21 protein-coding genes are annotated in these 22,587 nt (G+C 66.6%); 9 read left to right on the forward strand and 12 right to left on the reverse strand.

The window, feature by feature from the left end:
* Positions 1-2 precede the first annotated feature (2 nt).
* On the forward strand, positions 3-1,451 hold the full coding sequence (locus tag NP4_RS02365; RefSeq protein ID WP_067991060.1) for an FAD-dependent monooxygenase: 1,449 nt from the start codon (positions 3-5) through the stop codon (positions 1,449-1,451).
* Here NP4_RS02365 and NP4_RS02370 read toward each other — a convergent pair.
* The 5 genes from NP4_RS02370 to NP4_RS02390 all read right to left on the reverse strand — a co-directional run bounded on the left by NP4_RS02370 (position 1,402) and on the right by NP4_RS02390 (position 5,304).
* Complete coding sequence (locus tag NP4_RS02370; RefSeq protein WP_245996928.1) at positions 1,402-2,103, reverse strand: hypothetical protein; 702 nt, start codon at positions 2,101-2,103, stop codon at positions 1,402-1,404. The genes NP4_RS02365 and NP4_RS02370 overlap by 50 nt on opposite strands.
* 79 nt (positions 2,104-2,182) lie before the next feature.
* On the reverse strand, positions 2,183-3,169 hold the full coding sequence (locus tag NP4_RS02375) for a prenyltransferase/squalene oxidase repeat-containing protein (RefSeq protein ID WP_147287830.1): 987 nt from the start codon (positions 3,167-3,169) through the stop codon (positions 2,183-2,185).
* Between the two features lie 308 nt (positions 3,170-3,477).
* Positions 3,478-4,158 carry a class I SAM-dependent methyltransferase gene (locus tag NP4_RS02380; protein ID WP_067991064.1) on the reverse strand — a complete coding sequence of 227 codons (681 nt, stop codon included), beginning with the start codon at positions 4,156-4,158 and terminating at the stop codon, positions 3,478-3,480.
* Between the two features lie 31 nt (positions 4,159-4,189).
* The gene (locus tag NP4_RS02385) at positions 4,190-4,807 is read right to left on the reverse strand and encodes an HIT family protein (RefSeq protein WP_067991066.1); all 618 of its coding nucleotides are present in this window, start codon (positions 4,805-4,807) and stop codon (positions 4,190-4,192) included.
* Positions 4,804-5,304, reverse strand: coding sequence for a hypothetical protein (locus NP4_RS02390; RefSeq protein ID WP_147287831.1), 501 nt, complete (start codon positions 5,302-5,304; stop codon positions 4,804-4,806). Before NP4_RS02390 ends, NP4_RS02385 begins: the two co-directional genes overlap by 4 nt.
* 119 nt (positions 5,305-5,423) lie before the next feature.
* On the opposite strand from NP4_RS02390, the gene NP4_RS02395 reads away from it, so the two are divergent.
* Entirely contained in the window at positions 5,424-8,486 is a 3,063-nt protein-coding gene (locus NP4_RS02395; protein WP_067991070.1) for an AfsR/SARP family transcriptional regulator, read from the forward strand.
* Positions 8,487-8,537: 51 nt separating this feature from the next.
* A complete protein-coding gene (locus tag NP4_RS02400; protein WP_067991992.1) occupies positions 8,538-9,740 on the forward strand; it encodes an FAD-dependent monooxygenase in 1,203 nt (400 codons plus the stop codon).
* Between the two features lie 8 nt (positions 9,741-9,748).
* On the opposite strand, the gene NP4_RS02405 is transcribed toward NP4_RS02400, so the two are convergent.
* Complete coding sequence (locus NP4_RS02405; protein WP_067991073.1) at positions 9,749-9,976, reverse strand: hypothetical protein; 228 nt, start codon at positions 9,974-9,976, stop codon at positions 9,749-9,751.
* A 205-nt stretch (positions 9,977-10,181) separates the two neighbouring features.
* On the opposite strand from NP4_RS02405, the gene NP4_RS02410 reads away from it, so the two are divergent.
* Both NP4_RS02410 and NP4_RS02415 read left to right on the forward strand, forming a co-directional pair.
* Entirely contained in the window at positions 10,182-11,312 is a 1,131-nt protein-coding gene (locus tag NP4_RS02410; protein ID WP_067991077.1) for a CaiB/BaiF CoA transferase family protein, read from the forward strand.
* 75 nt (positions 11,313-11,387) lie between these two features.
* On the forward strand, positions 11,388-12,395 hold the full coding sequence (locus NP4_RS02415) for an esterase/lipase family protein (protein ID WP_067991080.1): 1,008 nt from the start codon (positions 11,388-11,390) through the stop codon (positions 12,393-12,395).
* Between the two features lie 86 nt (positions 12,396-12,481).
* Here the strand turns inward: NP4_RS02415 and NP4_RS02420 are convergent, their stop codons facing one another.
* Positions 12,482-14,014 carry a beta-N-acetylhexosaminidase gene (locus NP4_RS02420; RefSeq protein WP_114755451.1) on the reverse strand — a complete coding sequence of 511 codons (1,533 nt, stop codon included), beginning with the start codon at positions 14,012-14,014 and terminating at the stop codon, positions 12,482-12,484.
* A gap of 249 nt (positions 14,015-14,263) precedes the next feature.
* Between NP4_RS02420 and NP4_RS02425 the strand changes: the two genes are divergently transcribed.
* Positions 14,264-14,647, forward strand: a complete 384-nt coding sequence (locus tag NP4_RS02425; protein WP_147287832.1) for a hypothetical protein — start codon at positions 14,264-14,266, stop codon at positions 14,645-14,647.
* Between the two features lie 175 nt (positions 14,648-14,822).
* Here NP4_RS02425 and NP4_RS02430 read toward each other — a convergent pair whose 3' ends face one another.
* Complete coding sequence (locus NP4_RS02430) at positions 14,823-16,085, reverse strand: serine hydrolase domain-containing protein (protein WP_082875499.1); 1,263 nt, start codon at positions 16,083-16,085, stop codon at positions 14,823-14,825.
* Between the two features lie 318 nt (positions 16,086-16,403).
* Between NP4_RS02430 and NP4_RS02435 the strand changes: the two genes are divergently transcribed.
* Together NP4_RS02435 and NP4_RS02440 are read left to right on the forward strand one after the other, a co-directional pair.
* Positions 16,404-17,558, forward strand: coding sequence for a hypothetical protein (locus NP4_RS02435; RefSeq protein ID WP_245996931.1), 1,155 nt, complete (start codon positions 16,404-16,406; stop codon positions 17,556-17,558).
* A 77-nt stretch (positions 17,559-17,635) separates the two neighbouring features.
* Positions 17,636-18,136, forward strand: coding sequence for a hypothetical protein (locus NP4_RS02440; protein ID WP_067991095.1), 501 nt, complete (start codon positions 17,636-17,638; stop codon positions 18,134-18,136).
* On the opposite strand, the gene NP4_RS02445 is transcribed toward NP4_RS02440, so the two are convergent.
* From NP4_RS02445 to NP4_RS02460, 4 genes are all read right to left on the reverse strand, one after another.
* Positions 18,075-18,527, reverse strand: coding sequence for a hypothetical protein (locus NP4_RS02445; RefSeq protein WP_067991097.1), 453 nt, complete (start codon positions 18,525-18,527; stop codon positions 18,075-18,077). The genes NP4_RS02440 and NP4_RS02445 overlap by 62 nt on opposite strands.
* Before the next feature lie 84 nt (positions 18,528-18,611).
* Complete coding sequence (locus NP4_RS02450) at positions 18,612-19,829, reverse strand: kynureninase/PvdN C-terminal domain-containing protein (RefSeq protein WP_067991099.1); 1,218 nt, start codon at positions 19,827-19,829, stop codon at positions 18,612-18,614.
* Complete coding sequence (locus NP4_RS02455) at positions 19,826-20,635, reverse strand: tryptophan 2,3-dioxygenase (RefSeq protein ID WP_067991101.1); 810 nt, start codon at positions 20,633-20,635, stop codon at positions 19,826-19,828. The genes NP4_RS02450 and NP4_RS02455 overlap by 4 nt, the downstream gene beginning before the upstream one ends.
* A 46-nt stretch (positions 20,636-20,681) precedes the next feature.
* Complete coding sequence (locus NP4_RS02460) at positions 20,682-21,851, reverse strand: FAD-dependent oxidoreductase (RefSeq protein ID WP_114755480.1); 1,170 nt, start codon at positions 21,849-21,851, stop codon at positions 20,682-20,684.
* A gap of 77 nt (positions 21,852-21,928) precedes the next feature.
* On the opposite strand from NP4_RS02460, the gene NP4_RS02465 reads away from it, so the two are divergent.
* Positions 21,929-22,525, forward strand: a complete 597-nt coding sequence (locus tag NP4_RS02465) for a TetR/AcrR family transcriptional regulator (RefSeq protein ID WP_067991109.1) — start codon at positions 21,929-21,931, stop codon at positions 22,523-22,525.
* Positions 22,526-22,587 lie beyond the last annotated feature (62 nt).

A 22,587-nucleotide genomic window follows, 5' to 3' on the forward strand; every position in this document is an offset into this window, starting at 1 on the left:
TCATGACCGTACTGATCGTCGGCGCCGGGCCGACCGGACTCACCCTGGCCTGTGATCTCGCCCGTCACGGCGTACCGTGCCGCATCGTCGACCGGGCCGACGGCGTCTTCGTCGGCTCGCGGGCGAAGGGACTGCAACCGCGCGCGCTCGAGGTGTTCCACGATCTGGGTGTGCTGGACCGGATTCTCGCCGGGGGTGAGCCGTTTCCGAAATTTCGCCTCTATCAGGGTGATTCACCGGTGTGGGAGCGTACGGTCGAGGAAATGCTCGGGGTGCCCGAGCCCGCGGTCACCGCGACGGTGCCGTATCCGAAGACCTGGCTGATTCCGCAGTGGCGGACCGAGGAGATTCTGCGCGATCGGTTTGCCGAACTGGGCGGGCGGGTGGAGTGGAATACCGAAATCATCGGCGTCACACAGGATTCCGACGGCGTGATCGCGCATACTGTCGATGGAGACATTCGCGCTGAGTATCTGGTCGCCGCCGACGGCGGTCGCAGTACCGTGCGCAAGGCGCTGGGCGTCGGGTTCGTGGGGGAGACCCTCGAGGCCGAACGCACCCTGATCGGCGATGTGCGCGCGGACGGGCTGGACGGCAGGTACTGCCACATCCTCACGCGCGCGGGCAATGTCGGTGAACGCTTCTCGCTGTGGAATCTGCCCGACAGTGAGCACTATCAGTTCGTGGCCTCGATGCCCGCCGACGAGGTCGGTGCGCTCGATCTGGAGACGGTGCGTCGGCTGTGCCGGGAACGGTCCGGGCGTAACGATATTCGGCTGTACGATCTGCGCTGGATCTCGCTGTACCGGGTGAATGTGCGCATGGTCGACCGCTATCGGGTGGGACGGGTGTTCCTGTCCGGCGATGCGGCCCATGTGCATTCGTCGGCGGGCGGACAGGGACTCAATACCGGCGTGCAGGACGCCTACAACCTGGGGTGGAAGTTGGCGGCGGTGTATTCCGGAGCCGGGGACGAACTGCTGGATACCTATGCGGCAGAACGGATGCCGGTCGCGGCGAATGTGCTCGGGCTGACGACGCGGATGCATCGACAGGACTTCCGCGGTGGCGGCGCACCGGCCATCCATCAGCTCGACAACACCTATCGCGGCGGACCGCTGGCGGTCGACGATCGGGCCGAACCCGGAACGCTGCGCGCCGGGGATCGGGCTCCCGATGGCGTACTGCCTTCCGGAACAAGGCTTTTCGACATATTCAGCGGGCCGCACGCGACCGTACTGGCATTCGGCGCGCCGATCGGGGATTTCGGCGTCCCGACGATCGCCGTGCCCGAGACCGAGGGTTACGACGTGGCCCCGGGCACCTACGTACTCGTGCGGCCCGACGGTTATATCGGCGCGATCACCGCATCGGCCGAGGTCGTGCGCCGGTATCCGGCGATCAGCTCCCGGGAGCCTCGACGAACTCCCGCGTACCGTAGCGAACCGTGACATCGGCCCAGGACGCGCCGGACGTCTCGACGGTCCGGCGCGCGGTGTCGAGATCGGCGCGCTCGATGATCAGCAGCCCCACGCCCGCCTCGGTCACCGACCCACCCGAAAGCTCCTCACGCGCAACGGCATCGGAGACCAGCACATCGTGCAACCGTCGCACGTCCAGCCCCCGCGCCTCGACCTGCACGGCATCGGCTCCCGGATCGTCGGCGGCGAGCGGGCGGAAGGTCAGCACCGACTCCTGCCCGAACCGCCCCCGCACCCGCTGGGCCACGGCCCGCAACTCCGGCGCACTCACACACGCCAACCGAAACTCCCGCGACCGCTCATAGGTCACCGCCTGCTGATCTTCGGACCAGAACACCCCGTCGAGCAACTCCGACCCCACCGGCAACGCCAACCCCTCCAACACCATGGCATCGACCTGGAATTCGAACGGCTGCAACCGATCCCGCAACCGCGGATCACCTGGATCGGTAATGATCGCGGTCTTGTCGGTCGCGAACAACTCCGCCTGCACCCGCAACGGATCCCCCGGCGCACAGCCCCCCGGATCGGCCCCAGCGGTCCCGCCGACCGGCCCACTCACCCCCACCCACACCAACACCAGAACCCCCAGCACCCCACCCCGAACCGCCCGACCCACCACGACAACTCCTCTCCCTCGGAACCCGGACCGCCGCACCCTATCCACCGGCCCCACCCCCACCACCGAAATCGACCCACCCCTACCGTCTTCGCCTCCGCCCCTCCTGCACGAAGAACAACAGCAGCGGAAGCAGCAACCCCAACGCGATATCTTTGACCTCCACCCGGTTCAAGGCGAACAGGACGATGCTCGAGGCGATGCAGATCGCGAGCAGAATGGTTGCCCAGTTGTCCTTCAGCGCGACTCCCACCCAGGTGCCGCGAACCTTCCATCCCAGGGTTTCCAAGCGCTGGTCGCGCGCTTTTCCTCGGCGCGCCAACACAATATCGTCATGCAACCAATCCAGGCGTTCCTGCCCGGACAGCGGCGTCAGGGTCCGGGCATCCGAAATCGCCGCCAGGAACGGATAGACATCCCATATCGATCTGGTCGCCGATCCGTCGATATTCGGCCAGTGGCCATCTGGAAGCTGTTCTGCCACTATCGTCGTGAGCGCGGCGAATGCGACAGGGGGTGCGCCCCTGGGATGTCGCATCAGGGCGGAAAAGGCATACGGCAGTCCGTGATGCCAGATCTGGCCGTGCCACGTGACGGGCCGGTGGTCCACCGTTCCGGTAATGTTGTAGCTCTCCACGCGCGAAGCGTCGTCGAAAATGGTGTTCGGGTCGAGATATTCGGTGAGCCATTCGTATCCATCGGCAATCGCTTCGCCGTATCGCGAATCAGTCCGCAGACCGGTCAACTGACGCAATATGAGAAGACAGAAGGCGGTGTGCACCACGGTCGGTTCCGATGTTTGGGTTTCGCCCCACGCGACCGGCTCGTTGCGGGATCGCTGACGCAATAGCCAGTCCGCGGCTCGTTCGATGGCGGGCTCGTACGGACTTGTGGCGCTCAGCGCCTGCAGAGCGAGGCCGGTGAGCCAGGTGCGGGGTGGTTGGCCGTGGAAGGAACCCCATCCGCCACTCGAATCCTGGTTGGCGACAATCCAGGCGACCGCGCGCCGGATATCGGGACTGGCGGGCAGGAACTCCACCTTCGCGGTGCCGAGGAATCGGGTCACCACGGAGGTGGCCTCGAGGACCGGATGTCCGAAACTCGTATTGACGGCCCAGCCGCCATCCGTGCGATCGTCGGCGTCGGACACCTGCCTGCCTTGCAAGAATCTCAGGCCGTCGTGCAGGAAGGGGGAGGGAACCGCGCATCGATGGAAAAGTTCCAGTGCGACCGCGGTGGCCGACGGCCCCGGATTCGGGTCGTCGAGTCGGTGGTACCAGCCGCTTCCGCGCGATGTCGTCCGGGAATGTGTCGTGCGCAGTAGTTCGAATGTCCTTTCGGCGGCACGGTCGAGGGAGTCCAGGTCGAATCTGATGGTCACAGGATCTTTTTCCGAGCTCGTTTCACGGCGACGGCGCTGATAATCGCGCTCGGTGCGTCGCTCTGGTAGGTGTCGATAGTCTCGTCTATGCCGAGAATGCTCCAGTCACGGAGCAATTCGTATGCGTAGTCGACCGTGAAGAAATGCCGGATATGCCCTTTCCGCTCGTACATCCGATCCGCGACCTTGTCGCCGAGTCCGAAGTAGGGATCCTTGTCCGACTTCACTGTGAATGCGAAGGCGCCGCCGGGTTTCGTGGCCAAATATATCTCCGAAAACAATATCCTGGTGATTTGATCGGTGAAGTAGTGGAGTGAGAGATTGCAAAATATTCCGTCGAATCCATTTGTTTCGAACGTCGGCAGTTTTCCATTTCGGATGTCGAAGTGTGAGAATTTCACCTGAGTGCCCGCGGCGGCAGCATTTCTTTTTGCCTTGTCTATCGCCACCGTGGAGAGATCGAACGCGCATACATTCGCGCCCATGTTGGCAAACCAGATGGAGTCGATCCCCTGGCCGCAGCCCACGTCCAGGATGGCCTTTCCATCGAACGATCCGATCGATCGTGACAGCCTACTCGCCAGTTCCGCCTGCGTCCTGGTTCGATCGCGGATATCTCGTTCGCTGTGCCATTCGTCCCAGATTTCGACTTGCGACACACCGATGTGCGCGGTCATATTTTGAATTCTCCTTTCTGCTCGTATGCGTTCATGTTCCGGCGGGCAGGAATGCGTCGATGGTCTGGCTTATGAACCTGTCGTTCGGAAAGGTGAGGTAATCCCATTCGAACGGGTGACCGAGTTTCGCGGCAATGTGGCGGCGAACGATCTGCGATATCTGTGGATCGGCCATGAAATGTACGGCACTCCCGGGCTCCTGATACATGACGTATCCACTCGGTTCGCGACCCGAACCGATGAAATCCGTGAGGGATGGCAGGCTGCGGCGGGGACGTTCGTGCGCGAGGGTAGCCAGTGAAAAGATGCCGGGGATCAGCTGGAGGTGCGCGTGGGTGACGCAGGCCGAACGACGGACGTCACCTGGGCAGGTCCCATGTTCGAATACCGTGGTCGGACCGAATATGGCCTCGACTCTGCCGAGTACCTGCATCGCGAATACCGAAAAGGCGCAAGCTCCCTCGAAGATCGTGCTCGTGGAGGTCCAGTGCTCTTCGGGTACGACCAGAACATGCCCGGGCGCGAGCGCTCCGAGCGCGCAGACGGCGTATCCGACGCCCTCCAGGGACATCAGGATGCGGTCGTGCCAGGGCAGGGCCGTGCTCGCCCCCAGCAGGATGCCGCACAGGAAGCAATCGGTCGTAGTCATATTCGGTGAGCCCGTCTGATCCATGCAACCATCGCCTCGATGCACTCGCTCCGAGTTTTCGTAATCGATGTGGCGTGATATCTGAGCCAGTATCGGTCCCCGTAGCCCGTTGCGCCGACGTACACGAAGATGGGGAGTTCGAGCAGGTGGGCATAGACGAGCTCGCACGAACACCCGATGTAATTTCTCCCGGGGATGGTCATGTCCATCAGGACGGCATCGGATTGCTCGAGTAATGCGAGGTCGCGTGATACGACACGTGCAGCGATCCGGTCCAACCCGGCGGAATGTGCCGCCCGGATCGGTAGTGGCACTTCGGTGAAGGTATCCACGATATCCATGCCGACCAGTTCGAGCTCGCCTCGCACAATGTCCGCGAGATTTTCGACATCGTGCTCGGCCTCGCCTTCCATTGCCCGTGCGAAGTAGACCCGGAATGGTCGGTTTGCGACTTCGGGGTCTGTTGTGGCATGCCTGAAGGGCGCCGATGTCGGCATGGGTATATCTTCCGTTGTTCGTCACCGTCGCCTATGTGAATCGGCAATATTCACCGTCACCCTGGCCTGTCTCACCCCCGGCGTGAGCCTCGGTTTGCGCCCTGGCCATACTTGCGACCGTGCAGTTCGGAATTCTCGGTCCGGTCGCGGTCCATCGGGCGGATGGGAGTCCGGTTGCGGTGGGTGGGCCTCGGGTGCGGGCGTTGTTGGCGTTGCTTTTGCTCGAGGCGGGGCGGGTGGTCGGGCGGGAGCGGCTGATTGATGGGTTGTATGGGGAGGAGCCGCCGGGGGATGCGGGGCATGCGTTGCAGTCGCAGGTTTCGCGGTTGCGGCAAGCGTTGCGGGGGGAGGGGGTCGAGGTCGAATCGTCCGCGGCGGGGTACCGGCTCGTCGTGGATGCGGGGGCGGTCGATGCGCATCGGTTCGAGCGGATGGTGGGGGAGGGTCGGGAGGGGTTGCGGCGCAAGGATTTCGCCGCCGTTGTGGCGTTGATCGATGCCGCGCTGCAATTGTGGCGGGGGTCGGCGCTGGCCGATGTGCTGGACGTTCCCTTCGCGGCCGCGCCCGCGGCTCGGTTGGGTGAGCAGCGTTGCGCCGCCATCGAGGATCGGGCCGAGGCCGCGCTCGCGCTGGGGGAGCATCAGGCGGTGGTGGCGGCGCTGTCGGAATTGGTGGCCGCGCATCCACTGCGGGAGCGGGCCCGGGCGCTGCTCATGCGCGGGCTGTACGCCGCGGGGCGGCAGGCCGCGGCGCTGGAGTTGTTCGAGGACGGGCGGCGGCTGTTGGCCGAGGAGCTCGGCGCGGATCCGTCACCGGAGCTGTTCGAGGCGCATCAGTCGATTCTGCGGGCCCGCAGTACGGCCGCGCCCGCCTCGACCCGACTGCCCGCGCAGCTCACCAGCTTCGTGGGCCGCGAGGACGAACTCGCCCGGCTGTTGCCGCTGCTCGCGGGGACGCGCCTGGTCACGGTCCTCGGTCCGGGCGGGACGGGGAAGACCAGGTTCGCGCTGGAAGCGGGCCAGCGCCTGCGCGGTGAGGTGGCATTCGTCGATCTGGCGCCACTGGGCGCGCAGGGGCGGGTGGTGCGGGCGATCGCCGACGCGCTCGGTGGCCGCGACATCGCCACGGATACGGCGAGTGCGGATCCCGAAGCCCGCGTACTGGCCATCCTTGCCGAACGGCCGATGCTGATCATTCTCGACAACTGCGAACACGTGATCGACGACGCCGCCGCGGTGACCCACCGCCTGCTGCGGGCCTGTCCGGCGCTGCGTGTGCTGGCCACCAGCCGAGAAGCGTTGCGCATCACCGGTGAAACCGTCTTCCCGCTGGGGCAATTGGCCATCGCGGAGCCCGACGCGCCCCCGGCCGCTCAGCTGTCGGCCCCGGCCGTGCGCCTGTTCGCCGACCGCGCCGCCGCGGCCCGCCCCGGATTCGCCCTCGACGCCGGGACCATCGGCACGGTCCGGCGAATCTGCGCGCGCCTGGACGGTCTGCCGCTGGCCGTGGAATTGGCCGCCGCCCGGCTGCGGTCACTGGGCCTGGACGAGATCGACGCGCGTCTCGACGATCGCTTCCGCCTACTGGGCCGCGGCGAGCGCACCGCCGAACCGCGCCACCGCACGCTGCGCGCGGTCGTCGAATGGAGCTGGGACCTGCTCGATCCGGCGGAACGCTTACTGGCCCAACGCTTCACGGTCTTCAGCGGCGGCGCGACCCCGGCCGCGGTGGCGCGGGTGTGCGAGATGGACGAGGCCGACGAACTGCTCGCATCGCTGGTCGAGAAGTCTCTGGTGGAGTCGGCGGACGGACGCTGTCGCATGCTGGAGACGATCCGCGAATTCGCGCTGACGCGGTCGATCGAGGCGGGTGAATACGACCGATTGCGCCACGCCCACGCCCGGTATTTCACCGAACTGGCCGAACGCGCGGACACCCACCTGCGCGGCGGCGACCAATTGGACTGGCTCGCTCGGCTCGACGCCGAACGCGCGAATCTGCAAGCGGCCCTGCACTGGTCGGCCGAGGCCGCCCCGGAGCTCGCGCTGCGCCTGACGGCGGCCTCGGCCTGGTACTGGTGGCTCACCGGGCGCACCGGTGTCGCCGCGGCGGTGGTGGAAAGGCTGCTGCCGCTGGTGGATCCGGCCCGATCACCCGAGGAGTTCGCGCTGTGCGTCGCCGTCGCCACCCGCACCGGCACGCTCGCGGACTCCGAAATCGACCGCGCGACACAGGCTCTCGCCGCACTCGATCGCCCACTGCTCCGACCGCACGCGGTATTCCTGCTCGCCATGGCGGGCGGCTTCCTCGACAGCGATCCCCGATTCGACCGAACCCCCTGGTCTCGGGCCTTCCACCGCCTCGGCCTCGGCCTGCGCCTGCTCCTGTCCGGCGACCCGCTCGCCGCGGAACCCGAATTCCGCGCCGCAGCAACAGATTTCCGCGGCACCGGCGACCGCTGGGCCACCGCCGCCACCCTCGACAAACTGGCCGCCATCGCCACAATCCGAGGTCGGCACCGCATCGCCCTCGCCCATATGGACGAGGCCATCGCCCTGGCCGCCGAACTCGGCACCGTCGACGACACCGCCGATCTGCTCAATCGCCGCGGCGATATCCTCACCCGCGCGGGCGATCTGCCCGAGGCGCGCGCGAGCTACGAACGCGCGGCCGAACTGGCCCGCGTCGTCGGGGCCGTGGACCTGCGGGCCAATGCCCTGCGCGGGCTGGGGGATCTGGCCCGGGTCGAAGGGGATCCGGCGCGGGCCCGGGAGCTGTACGACCAGGCCCTGTCCCGATGCCCGGACGGGACGGTCGGCGCGGCGGAGGCCCGGGCTCGTGCCCTCATCGGGCTGGGCTGGATCGCTCGGTCCGAACAGGATGCGGCCCAAGCGTTCTCGCTGCACAGGCGAGCCTTCGACGTCGCCTGGACGGTCGGACACCGCCCGATCGCGGCCGCGGCGGTGGTGGGAATGTCCGCGACCCGCACCGATCCCGAGCACGCGGCGCTGCTGCTCGGCATGGCGGAGGGTCTGTCCGGTCTGCGCGACGACGGCGACCCCGATGTCGCGCGGATCAGCGCCGAATGCGAGGCGGCCCTGGGCTCCGAACGCTTCGGCATCGCCCGCCGCCGAGGTCTCGAAATCCCCGCCGACCGGGCGTCCGACCTGCTCGGTGAGTGACGGTGAGCCCACGGTGAGCCGATGGTGAGCGCCCCCGCCGAAGCTCATCTCATGAACACAGCGAACAAGACGGTCCTGATCTCCGGCGCCAGCATCGCGGGCCCCGCCCTGGCCTACTGGCTCACCCGGCACGGCTTCTCGGTCACCGTCGTCGAACAGTCGCCCGCCCTGCGCGAGGGCGGCTACAAGGTCGATATCCGCGGCGTTGCCATGGAGGTCATCGAACGCATGGGCCTGCTCGACGAGATCCGCAACGCCTCCACCGATATTCGCGGCGGCGCGTGGGTGAACGAATCCGGCAAACCACTGGCCACTCTGGACGCCGATCTGATCGGGCTGCGCGCCCCGGGCGATGACGAGGTGCTGCGCGGTGATCTGGCCCGCATCCTCTTCGACGCCACCAAGGGCGATGTGGAATACCTGTTCGGCGATTCGATCACCGACCTGGTCCAGTACGAAGACGGTGTGGCCGCACACTTCCGCCACGCCGAACCCCGGATGTTCGATCTGGTCATCGGCGCGGACGGTCTGCATTCGACGGTGCGCCGCATCGCCTTCGGCCCCGAGGAGCGGTTCGTGCGGCACACCGGGACCATGGCCTGTGTCATCTCCGTGCCCAACCACCTGAACCTCGATCACTGGGAGCTGGTGCACCCGACCCCGGGTCATATCGTGCAGCTCTACGCCACCCACAGGACCACGGCCAAGGCTCAGTTCATTTTCCCCGCGCCCGAACAGCTTCCGGATCGCCGCGATGTGGCGGGCCAGCGCGCACTGGTCGCCGCGGCCTTCGCAGACGCGGGCTGGGAGACGCCGAAACTGTTGCGCGCCATGGCCGATTCCCCGGACTTCTACTTCGACTCGGTCAGCCAGGTGCATCTGGATCGCTGGTCCGACGGCCGGATCGCACTCGTCGGAGACGCCGCGTACTGTCCGTCGCCGCTGTCCGGACAGGGGACGAGTATGGCGCTGGTGGGCGCGTATGTGCTTGCGGGAGAACTGAAGTCGGCGGGAGGCGATCATCGCCTCGGCTTCGACGGCTATCAGCGGACGATCGGCGACTACATCGAGCGCAATCTGACTCTGGGTTGGAACAATGCCACCGGCATGGTCGCGGGCAGCACCCGGGCGATCCGCATGCAGACCACGATGCTGCGACTGCTGCGGCATCTGCCGTGGAAGGGCCTGGCGCTGCGGCCGATCACCAAGCCCCTCGACGAGGCCGCCAATGCCATCGACCTGGCGGACTACTGACCGGCCACCTACGAAGTGGCCTGGGCCACACGGTGGTTGAAGCCGCCGTCACCGCGCATCACCGCGTCCCACCACGATTGCAGCGGGCTGGGGTCGGGCCAGACGACGGGGTTGGCGACTTTACGGGACTCCTGCTTGGACTTGGTGTTCTCGATCACGCTGTTCTCCTGAAGCGATCCGTTCTCGCCCACTTCCGGGCAGCGAAGGCGGTGAACACCGCCTTCGCCCAGGGCCATACCCGATGGGTGGGGCGCCAATCCTCAACGCACAACAGCTGTTTCGGTGACCCCTTGGGTGGTGGGCCACCGGTCGTGATTGGACGATCGTCCAGTCGTACTCTGAGTTCTACCGGCGCCCGGCAAACCGCCCGTGACATTCGGGCGGCCACCGGTTGACGGTTTGTCATCGAATATTTCCGTTCGGATGGATAGGTGGTGAGTCGTGACGGGTGATCGTTCGGCGCTGTCGGGTGTGCTGGTGGCCGATTTCAGCAGGGTTCTGGCCGCGCCGTACGCCACGATGCTGATGGCCGACCTGGGCGCGACCGTGATCAAGGTCGAACGACCCGGCGGCGGCGACGACACCCGATCCTGGGGGCCACCCTATGTCGCCGATCAGGCCACCTATTTTCGGTCGGTCAACCGCAACAAACGGTCACTGACCCTGGATCTCGGCGAGGAACGGGATCGACGCCGGGCGCGCGAGCTGGCCCGGCGGGCCGATGTGGTGGTGGAGAACTTCCGGCCCGGCACCATGGACAAATTCGGCCTGTCCTACGAGCGGGTGCGGGCGGGCAATCCGGGTGTCGTGTACTGCTCGATCTCGGCCTTCGGCGCGGCCGAGGGCGCGGCGCTGCCCGGTTACGACCTGCTGTTGCAGGCGGTCGGCGGCCTGATGAGCATTACCGGATCGCGACCGGACGAGCCGACGAAGGTCGGCGTCGCGCTGGTGGACGTGCTGGCCGGACTGCACGCCTCGGTCGGCATCCTGGCCGCGCTGCGATATCGCGAGGCCACCGGACGAGGGCAGCATGTCGAGGTGAATCTGCTGTCGAGCCTGCTGTCGGGCATGGTCAATCAGAGCGCGGGCTACACGATGGCCGGTGTGGTGCCGGGCATCATGGGCAACAGACATCCGTCGATCGTGCCGTACGAGGTCTTCGACACCGCGGACCGACCGCTGGCCCTGGCCGTTGGCACCGACGCCCAGTTCGCCGCGCTGTGCCGGGCGCTGGGTGCGGGCGATCTGCTCGGCGACGACCGATTCGCCGACAATCCGAGCCGTGTCGCGCACGCGGAGGCGTTGCGAGCCCGGCTGACCGAAATCCTCGGCACTCGAAAAGCCGACGAATGGTATGAACTGCTCACTCCGGCCGGTGTGCCGTGCGGTCCGGTCAACGATCTGGCCGGGGCGTTCGCATTGGCCGAACGACTCGGCCTGCATCCGCGCGTCGCGGGCGATCTGGTCGCCAATCCGATCGGCCTGTCCGAGACTCCCGTCGAATACCGCACGGCCCCACCGCTTCTCGGGGTCGACGACGCGGAACTGCTGGCCTGGCTGGATTCGGACTGATCCGGGTGTAGGTTACTGAAAGATAGCCATAACCTGCACCAGGTCCGGTCGGCCCGGCAGTGAAGGGAGTAGGCGATGATGCGTTGGGGGTGCGCGGTAGCGGCGGTGGCGGCCCTCGTGTCGCTCGGTTCTCTATCCGGCGCGGCCGCGGCCGAGTCGGAGATGAGCTCGCATTCCTCGGACACCGTTGGTTACGGCCCGGTTCTCCCCAACGGGAGTGTGGCCTGGGTGACCTACGGCATGCTGACGAGTACCGATCTGGCGCCGCAGGGATCGAACGACTGGGATTGCAAACCGAGCGAGGCGCATCCCCGGCCGATCATCCTGCTGCACGGTAGCTGGAACAGTGCTCTGGGCAGTTACTCGCGTCTGTCCCCGCAACTGGCACAGGCCGGATACTGCGTTTTCGCGCTGAACTACGGTCGGCCCGACGTCTCCGGCGCCGGACTGGTGCAGCCCTGGATCGGCGCGGTCGGCCCGATCGAGCAGTCGGCTCGCCAGCTGGCCCGATTCGTCGAGCGGGTACGCACCGCCACCGGCGCGGAACAGGTGGACATGATCGGGCATTCACAGGGTGGCCTGGTCATTCGCCAGTATCTGAAGGACGAGGGCGGCGCAGATCCGAATGACCCCGCCGCGAACAAGGTTCGGAAGGTCATCACCTTCGGGGCCACCAATCACGGCACCACACTGCTCGGGCTGGGCAGCCTCGCCCTGGCGATCCAGCAGAATCTCGGTTCCGGGTTCCTCCCGCTGATCGAGGAGTTCATCGGCCCCGCGGGTATCGAACAACTGCCGGGATCGCCGTTCCTCACGCGACTGAACGCGGACGGCGACACCGTGCCCGGGATCGAATACACGGTCATCTCCACCCGGTACGACGAGGTGACCACGCCGAACTACTCGACCTTTCTGACCGCGGGGCCGGGCGCGACCGTGCACAACGTCCTGCTGCAGGACGGCTGCCCGATCGAGACCTCCACGCACAATGGCGTGCCGTACTCGCCGCGCGCGACGTCGATCGTCTTGCAAGCCCTGGATCCGAGCTCGGTCGCCGAACTGGCCTGCACGCCCAATCTGTAATTCGTCGAAAACGGTTCTCGCCCCGGCGTTCACATGCCGGGGCGAGAGGAAAGATCGGTCGGCCCCTCATTCGCCGACCAACCCCACTACTTCCAATCCACCTGCGGTGAGCGGTAGAAATTGATCCCCTGCGCCGCCCAGATCGGACCCTGTTTCGCCAGGCGGGCCCGATAGCTGTCCCAATTGTGGGTGGCGGCCGGAGACCAGCCGATTTCGGCGATACCCGCCAAGCGCGGGAAGGCCATGAATTCGATATCCGCACTCGTGCGCAGGGTTTCCGACCACAGCGGCGCCTCGACACCGGCGATCTGATTCTCCGAAAGACCCTGGACGAAGGTGGCCGGATCCCAATCGTAGGAGTCCTTCACCTCCACATAACCGGCCCAGTGCAGGCCCAGCGGGGTTTCGGGGGTGTACTTCATATCCAGATACGCCTTGTTGGCGGGCGACATCAGGATCTTGTTGCCCCGGCCCGCGGCCGCGACCACATCCGCATTGGTACGGGCGGTGTCCCAGTACTGCGGAATCGCCGAGGCGGGCGGGTTGGCCACCACAAAGTTGTGCCAGCCGGTCATCTTCTTGTCGTAGGTCTTCAGCATCGGCATGACCTTCTGATAGAAGGCCTTGTAATCCTCCGGCGAGGTCGAATGCGCCTCGTCGCCACCGATGTTCAGATACGGTCCGGGCGTCAGGGCCGCGAGCTCCCGGATCACATCCTCGACGAATTTGTAGGTGATCGGCTTGGGTATGCACAGCGAGCTGTAACCGACCTCGATATCGGTGCGTGGGGGCACCGGCTTACCGTCGCAGTTCAATTCGCCGTAGGAGGCCTGCGCGGCATTGGTGTGGCCGGGCATATCCACCTCGGGCACCACCGTGATGTGCCGCGAGGCCGCGTAGTTCACGATGTCGCGGTACTGATCCTGGGTGTAGTAACCACCCGGATCCCCGCCGACCGCGGTCTTGCCGCCGATCTCGGCCAGCTTCGGCCAGCTCTTGATCTCGATGCGCCAGCCCTGATCGTCGGTCAGATGCAGATGCAGCGTATTGATCTTGTACTGGGCGATCTGATCGATATAGCGCTTGACCTGGTCGGGCTTGAAGAAGTGCCGGGCCACGTCGAGCATCGCGCCGCGGCGGGCGAAGCGCGGGTAGTCCACGACCGAACCGCCCGCGACCGTCCAGGTCTGATTCTGCTTGGTGGACTTGTTGATCGCGCTCGGGAACAGCTGCCGCAGCGATTGGACGCCCTCGAACAGGCCGTCGGTGCTGTTGGCCGCCAGGGTGATTCCCTTCTTGTCGACGGTGAGTCGATACCCCTCACCGCCGAATCGGGGACCGGCGTCGCCGAGCTGCAGCGTGATACCGGATCTGCCCAGGTCGTAGCGCTCCACGACGGGGATCTTGAAGCCGGTGGCCGGGCGCAGCAGACCGGCCAGATAGTCCGCGACCTGCCTGGATTGGTGTTCGGCGCGGATCACCGCGTCGGCGGGCAGGGTGTAGTTCCCGGCGGGATCGGATTTGGCCTCGACGGGTACGGGCACGATATCGGTGACCGCGCGTTCCGCGGCGGCCGCCGGTTCGCCGGCGGCGATACCGGGCAGGCCGAGCACGGCCATACCGGCAATGGCACCGAATACCAAGGGGGATAGTAGTTTTCGCAAGTTGCACCTCCGATGGACGAGGAGGGTCGGGCGCGAATCAGATTACAAGGGGGTCCGGGGTGTGTGGATCAATTGAACTCCGCTACTTATCGTTTCGGGTGCGCCGGTGTCGGATGCGCGATCGGTAAATGGACGAGCGATTGCGCGATTCGAATCGGCCGATATCGCCGATAACGCGGTGAAAACGACTGTATTCCACAGTGATTGACCGAAATACCGCACATGATCACCGTGCGCGATCTTCCGGGCCCCGCGACGGGAACGATCGCGCACTCGAGCGATGCCACGGCCGGCGATCCGGACCGGGGGCCGAATAGGGGGTATCCGGGTATGGCCGCGCCCGCGATGGGTATGCCCGGCCCAGGAGCCGCAGGATCGCAGGAGGTCGCGATGTTCAACCGTCGTCTGCTCGCCCACGGCGCGTGCGCCGTACTCGGCGTCGCGCTCATCGGCGGGGCCGCCGCTTCGGCCCGAGCCGAGGCCCCCGCGCCGCCCACCACGCCCGTGCTTTCCCCGTTCGACGCGGTGCCGAATCCGTTCAACTGCCTGTTGAGTACGGGTTCCGCTCTGTTCTGCATCGGTCTGTGAGAATCCGTGATGTTTGAGTCGCAGGCAGGCGGTTATAGCCGTGAGGCCCACTCGAACGAATGGAGAGACCGTGTTACCGCTGATCGCAGCCGCCTTCGGGATGCCCGCAGTGGCCGTCCTGCTGGCCTACAGCGGGTACATCACGCAGTACCGTCGCCGGATCCGCGCGGAGTTCCTACCGGATGCCGGGCGTGGCCGGATCGGCGCCGACGCACGCGACGATGAAGCAGCCGGGCGGCCAATCGCCGAAGGGCGGGGCCAGCGGCTTGCCGAGGCAGCTCAGCGGACCGCAGCCGGGGTAGGCGTCGGGGCCCAGGCCCAGGGCGGCTAGCGTCGCGTCCGGATTGGTGATCATCGGATCGGACAGGCTGATATCGGGCTGCTGCACATAGGGCCCCGGATCGGGGATGCGCGGCTGCTGGAACGCCGCATCGATACCGCGCAGCACATCGTGCGGAAAACTCAGCGCACTGCCCGGCACGGTGATTCCGGTCCAGCTCACCAGCAGTCCGAGACTGGGCACGATGAAGTTGTCCTGGCGCATCATGCCCGACATCTGGATGGCGTCGGGCGGCAGGCCGGGGAAGTACACATCGCCGCAGCCGGGCCCGTTGACCACGAACAGGAAGCCGTAGCACGGATTGGCCGCGGTCGGGCGGGACGCCGCGGTCAGATAGTCGGCCGAGACGACCCGAACACCGTGCCAGTCACCGCGATTCGCCAGCAGCAGCCCGATCTTGACGAAATCGTCGGCCGGGAGCATGAGATGGGCGTAGCCGTAGGTGTTTCCGCTGCGATCGCGTCCCCAGTGATAGTCGCCGCGCGCGATTCCCAACGGATCGAACAACTTCCGCTGCGCGTAATCCTGGAAATCCTCGCCCACCGCGCGGCCCACCACATACGCCAGCAGATCGATCGCCCGCTGGCTGTACTGCCAGAGTTCGCCCTGCGGATGGTCGATCGGCATGGCCAGCGCCTGGGCCACCACATTCGGATCCAGTTGCGGTAGACCGGTTATCCCCTCCGAGGCCACCGCGACCCGCATACCCGAGGTCTCGGTGAGCAGGCTGCGCACCGTGATCGCCCGATGCGCCGCATCGCCGAGGCCGGGCGGCAGATGAAGGCCGATGGGGTCGTCGATGCGCAGCGTGCCCTCGTCGACGGCGATCCCGGTCACCAGCGAGACCACGCTTTTGGTACTGCTCCACATGTTCCAGGCCAGATGCCCGTAGCGGTCGCTGCCGGGTCCCGAGGCGATCAGGCAGTTGTTGCGGAACACCCGCACGGTCAGCCGGGTCGGATCGGATGCGAAGGAGATGGCCCGTCGCAGCGCGGCCGAATCCAGCCCGACCTCCTCCGGGGCCGCCGTCTGCGGTGCGCGGCCGTCGCTGACCGCGCAGCGCCGCAACCCGTCGGATTCGGCTCGCGCGCCGGGCATCCCGAGACCCAACAGGGTGACCACCGTCGTGATAACGAGTACCACAATGCTTTTCGACCGACCGCGCACACCGCCTCCGCTCCCGAACCTTCGATGACGTGATCGGAGCGCGTGGGGCCGCGTTAGCCGCGGCGGGTGCCCGCAATTGTCGGGGCGGCGGTCCTAGGGGCCGAACCCCTAGTGGGCGCGCGTTTCGGTGGCAGGCTCGGTAGACGTTGGGCCGCAACGCATATCGACGAGTGTAGGCCAATTGGAGGCCGGTCGGTTGGTGTTCAATGGCAGCATCTGTCCGATTTATTCCGATTGGAATCAGTTGCTGTGTCTACGTATCGAAAATCACTGATCGCCTGTATGGCCCTGCTGACGGGGTTCGGGATCGGGGCCGCCCCCGCGGTCTCGGTCGCCGCGCCCCAGCCCGCCGCCCTCGTCGACAGCGACGGCGACGGGCTGCCCGACGACTGGGAGTTGAAGGGATACGACGCCAACGGTGACGGCAAGATCGATGTGAATCTTCCGGCCATGGGCGCGGATCCCAAGCACAAGGATCTGTTCGTCGAGATGGATTACATGAACGGACGATTGCCGAGCGGAACGGCCCTGGACCGCGTCGTCAACGTCTTCGCCACCGCCCCCGTCGCCAATCCCGACGGCAAGCAGGGCGTCAAGATCCATCTGGACGCGGGCAACGCCCGCGGCGACAAGTACAACCTGGGCGGCGGCAACCAGATCGGCTACGACAGCGATCTGAACCCCGTCGACGACGAGGTCGCCCGAATCAAGCGAAACAACTTCAACTCCAACCGCTCCCGCATCTTCCACTACATGATCTGGGGCGACGGCTATGACGGCGGCTGCAGCAGCGGCATCTCGCTGGGCATCCCGGCCGACACCTTCGTCGTGGCGCTCGGCCCGCGCTGCGGCTGGAACCCCAACGACGACTCCAATGTCGGCACCTTCATCCATGAACTCGGCCACAACCTGGGCCTGAAACACGGTGGGGTCGACCACGTCAACTACAAGCCGAACTATCTGAGCGTGATGAACTACAGTTTTCAGTTCTCCGGCGTGCCGCGCACGGACGGCAGCTACTACTTCGGCTACTCGAACGTGAACCCGAACGCGCTCAACGAATCCGCGCTCAGCGAGGGTGCGGGGCTCGGGCAGTCCGCGGCCGGTTGGAAGACGGTGTACTTCTGCCCGGACAATTCCCGCCGGCGCACCAGCGGTGGCGCCGATCAGGCGATCGACTGGAACTGCAGCGGCGGCATCAACAGCGGCACCGTACGCTCGGATGTCAACAACGACGACGGTTACGGCACACTGCGGGCCCAGAACAACTGGGCGTCGGTGGTATTCGACGGCGGTGACGTCGGCGTGGCGACGGCCGAGCCGCGCTCGGCGCGCGAGCGGTCGCCGGAGGAGATGACCAAGCAGCAGTTCGATCAGTTGCAGTCCTCGCTGCGCGAGGGTTAGCCGAACCGGGTGTGCGAAGCCGGACTTCGCACACCCGTTTCAGCGTCGCGTCAGCGCCCGGCGGCCACACTGGCCCGATGGACGCCCACAACCGCTTCGAAAGTCCGGCCACCTTCCGGCTGTATCGCCTGGAATACGGGGTCGCCCTGGTGGTCTGCGTGGCATTGTTCGCCGCGCATCTGAACCAGGTGCGCTGGATTCCGGCGATCATTCTGTTCGGGTATATCGATGTGGTGGGCTATCTCCCCGGCATGTTCGCCCAGCGCCGGGCCCGGGCCGGTGGCGGCGTGGTGCCGAAAATGTATTACGTGCTCTACAACGGCACGCACAGCTTCGTCACGCAGGCCGTCGTGGCGGGCGCGTGGATCTGGGCATTCGGGTTCGAATGGGCGCTGCTGGCAATTCCGATCCATCTGTGCGGGGATCGCTGCCTGTTCGGCAATGGGCTGAAGCCGTTCGGCGTGCCATTCGATGCCACGGGGCCGATTGCGGCGTTCGCCGAATTCGAATCCCGGCTCACGCGGGAACGGTCATCTGGCCTCGGCTCGGAACGCACCATGTCGACGAGTCGACCGTGAATGTGAATCGGCCCGGGCCCGGATCGAAGTAGACCGCGGTGGGCGCGCCCGGGCCGTCGAAACCGGATAGTTCCCAATTCTTCGAACCCGTTGCGCCGCTGTCGAGGTTGGTCCAGGTCACGGTGCCGCCGACCAGGCAGCGCGGACTCACGCCCGCGAAATGACTTTTCAGCATGACCATTGCCGGGCCCGGCTGCTGACCCGGATATACGTCGCCGATGACGTCGAGATATCCGGCGCAGGTGATGGCGCCGCCACGATCGTAGGTACCGACGGTGACCAGCGGTGCGAACGCGTCCGGCCCCGGACCCGCGGCCGCGACGCCGGAAACGGCGGCGCATACGGAACCGGTGACGGCGGCGAGGGCGGATCGGGTGATGAACTTCCGCATGACGAACCTTCCTCGGGACGGGGTAATCGGAGCGGGTTGTTCTCGGCGATAATGTGTTTCCGCTCGGGCATTACCTATTCGACGTTACTCAGCTCCGTGCGAATGGTCCCAGGAATGCACAATATCGCCCAATGTCGCGATGGCGGTTTCCAGTTGATAATCGGACAAATACGGCGCTGGGCCCAGTCGTAAATAGTCTCCGCGATTGTCGGTCGACACGCCCCTGGTCGCCAATTCCCGGCACAGCCGGGCCGCCTGCGGGGAACGCAGCGCGAGGAATCCGCCGAATGCCGAGCGCGGCGCGTCTCGGTCGCGATCCACCAATTCCGTTGGGGCATCCAGATCGTCGAACAAGCGCGCCAGTAATTCATTCTGGTGCAACGAGATTCGTCGCAGCAATGCTGGATCCAGACGGTGGTCGGTGAAGAAGCGGGCGACATGGCTCGCCCGATAGTGACAGGTGGGATCGTAAGTGGCTCCGGCGAATCGGGCCGCACCGGCCGCGTAGGGCACGGGCCCGTGGTCCTTCTCATCGGCGAGCTCCCCGAATTCGGCGTACCAGCCGGTGATCACCGGCCGCGCGCCGAGGGCGTGCGGCGGCAGCCGCAGGAAGCAATTGCCCTCGCCCAGTTGCAGATACTTGTATCCGCCGCCCACCACCCACGCCGAATCCAGTCCGTCCTCGGGCACCGACATCGGCACCGCCCCGAGCGCGTGATAGGCGTCCACCAGCAACTCCACCCCGCGCCAGGAGCAGACCGCCGCCAAGTCGGTCAGGCCGGGCACGATGCGGGAGGTTTCGAACAGCACCGCCGAGACCAGCACCGCCGCCGTGCGCCCGTCGATGGCCTCGCCGAGCCGCGCGGCCAGGGTTTCGACCGGTTCGGGATCGAGCCAGGCCACCTCCACGCCCTCCTCGGCCAGGCGGCCCAATTGCCTTCGAATGCTGTGGAATTCACCGCCGGTGGTGACCAGGCGCGGCCGGTGCGGCAAATCGATCGAGGACAGGAAGCGCACGACCAACTCGTGGGTATTGGCGCCCAGGGCGATCTCGGCCCCGGGATCGCCGAGCCAGCCCCGGAAGGCGGCCCGGACCTCGTCGGCGCGAGCGAGGGCGAGCTCCCATTTGGCATCCACCGCCCGGGCGGCGTCCTCGAAGGCCTCGATCTGGCCGCGCAGCGCCACATCCGGCCACGCCTGATGCGAATGTCCGGTCAGCAGTGTACGTTCGGCCACGCGAAAGCGGGAATAGTGCTCCGCCAACGCATTCGGATCGGCGCGCAGTCGATCGACGGTGATCACAGGCGACTCCGGATGGCCCACAGATCGGCGAATACCGGCCGGAACAGCGTGCCGCGCAGATAGTCCGCGCCGGAGGAGCCGCCGGTGCCGGGTTTGTCGCCGATGGTGCGGCGCACCATCATGACGTGGCGGTAGCGCCATTCCTGTAGGCCCTCGTCCAGGTCCACCAGCCGCTCGGCGACCTGGGCCGCGCCGCCGTCGTCGGAGTAGACCACGTGCAGGATCTGTTGGATCTCCGGCGACGGCTCGGCCGCCGCCCGGACGTCGCGGTGCAGTCCGGTCTCCGGGATTCGATAGCCCTGGGCAGCCAGATAGCGCAGGAACGAGTCGTAGAGCGAGGGCCGGGCCATCGCCGCGAGAATCCGCTCGCGGCCGTCGCTGCCGGTCGGATAGTGGGCCCACGCCTGGTCGTCGCGGCGGCCCAGGGCGGCCTCGAGCTCCCGGAACTGGGCGGACTGGAAGCCGCTCGCCGCGTCGAGCCGATCGCGGAAGCTGGTGAACTGCCGCGGGGTCATGGTCTCCAGCACATCGATCTGGGCGACCACGACCTTGAGCACCGTCAGGATCCGGCGCAGCGTGTGCAGCGAATGCGCGGTATTGCCCGCCTCGAGGGCACGCTGCAACTGCGCGGTCTCGTGCAGCAGCTGTTTGAACCACAGCTCGTAGACCTGGTGGATGACGATGAACAACATCTCGTCGTGCTCGGCCGAGCGAGGATGCTGCGCACCGAGCACCTCGTCGAGGGCCAGATAGGATCCGTAGGTCAGCGCGGGGGATTCGTCGACGCGATTCGCAGAAGTTGCCACGGCTGCATCATGCTCGGTTCACGCGCTGCCGCGCCGCATTTCGCGCCTACCGGTTCGCGCGTGCGATCGACCGGCGCAGCACGCCGCGGATGCCCGGCAGCCCGATCGCGCGCATCGTCGTCTCGTTCATCGCCACGTGGAATCGGGAGGGCGGGACGAAGCGGGCCGCGCCCTTGCGGGCCAGGGCCTGGCGTTTGCGTACTTCGGCGCGCAATCCGGACTCCCAGTCCGCCAGCGCCGCCGCGATATCGCCGTCGCCGTGGCCGAGCGCGTCGCCGAGTCGATCCGCGCCCGCCAGAGCCAGCGCCACCCCGTATCCGGCGAACGGCGTGACGCACCAGGCCGCGTCGCCGACCAGTACCACACGCCCCCGGCTCCAGCGGTCCAGCACGATCTGGCTGACGGAGTCGAAATAGGCCGGGCCGGAATCGCTTTCGAGCTGCCGCAGCACATCGCGCACCCCGCCGCCGAGATCGCCGAACACCGCGCCCAGCGACGCGGCCGGACCCCGCGCCGCCTCCGCCCGCGGATCCGCCGAGCGATAGGCGAAGAACGCCGAGGAGCGCCGCGGGCCCACATTGATCACCGCGGCCATCCGGCCCGGGCCGATGAAGGTGGTACCCGTGGACTCCGGTAGCCCATCGGGCACCCGGTCCAGCGGGAACGCGCCGACCAGATAGCCCAGGTCACGTAGCGGATCGACGTCGTCGAAGACCAGTCGCCGCACTCCCGAATGCAATCCGTCCGCGCCCACCAGCAGATCGGCGAGTTCGTCGCCGCCGTCGCTCAGCCGTACCCGGACCCCGTCCGCGCGCTGTTCGACCGCCTCGACCACGGTGCCGAAGCGGATCGGCAGCAGGGCCGAAACCTTCTCGTAGAGCGCGTTTTCCACATCACCGCGAAAGACCGACACCATCCGTGACCCGACGGCGGCCTGTGCGATCTCGGCCGGGACGGTGAATTTCGCGCTGCCGTCGGCGCGCACCAGGATCGTGGTGAACCAGCCGATATCACATGCCGTCAAAGCCGGTAGCAGGCCGAGCTTTTCGGCCGCGTCGTAGCCGAAACCGTTGATGTTCACCAGATATCCGCCGCTGCGCCGGGCGGGGGAGCGCTCGATCACGAGCACCTCCCATCCGGCCCGGTGCAGTCGCAGTGCGGTGGCCAGTCCGGCGATCCCCGCGCCCGCGATGATCGCTCGTCGATGCTGTGTCATGCCCACGAGTATGAGCATCTGCTCAAACTTTCGTCAACCCCAAGTTGACCCGGTCACGGCCCGATAAACTCGTGACCATGCCCCGAGGTATCGCCATTCCCGAGATCCGGCAGCAGCTGTTCGCGGCCGCCGAGCGGGTGATCGTGCGCGACGGGCCGGGCCGGTTGAACGGGCGGGCGGTGACCGGCGAGGCCGGGGTCGCCACCGGACTGCTCTACGCGCATTTCACCGATTTCGACGGATTCCTGGTCGCCTACGCCGTCGACCGCGCCTTCGTGATCTCCGCCGAGGCCGCGACGTTGCCGCCGCGCGCGGGCGGCGGCGAGGTGACAAAGAATTTGTGCGCGACGTTGCTTGCGGTGCCATTGGACACCGTGATGGCCTCGACGCGACTGCTCGTCGCGCGTCCGGAGCTGAGCGTGCGTGTACGGGAGGCGCTCGGCGATTCCATCGGCCTGGATGCCGTCGAAAAGTACATCGCCGCATACCTTTCCGCCGAGAAGCGACTGGGCCGACTGACCTCCGCCGCCACGCCGGAATTACTGGGGCAGGCATTGATCGGGATCGTCCACCACATCGCGCTCACCGCCGCGACCGAGGCCGCCGCGCGCGTGCGCATCGAGCACGTCGTCCCCGCGATCGTCGACGTCAATATCGTTGCCACCAGAAGCTAGGTCTCATACCCTTCGGTTTCGGTAGCGTGAGGCGAAGTGCCATGCGAAGGTGGCTGTCGAAC

Source organism: Nocardia pseudobrasiliensis NBRC 108224 (genome assembly GCF_001613105.1).
In the GTDB taxonomy this organism is placed as follows: domain Bacteria; phylum Actinomycetota; class Actinomycetes; order Mycobacteriales; family Mycobacteriaceae; genus Nocardia; species Nocardia pseudobrasiliensis.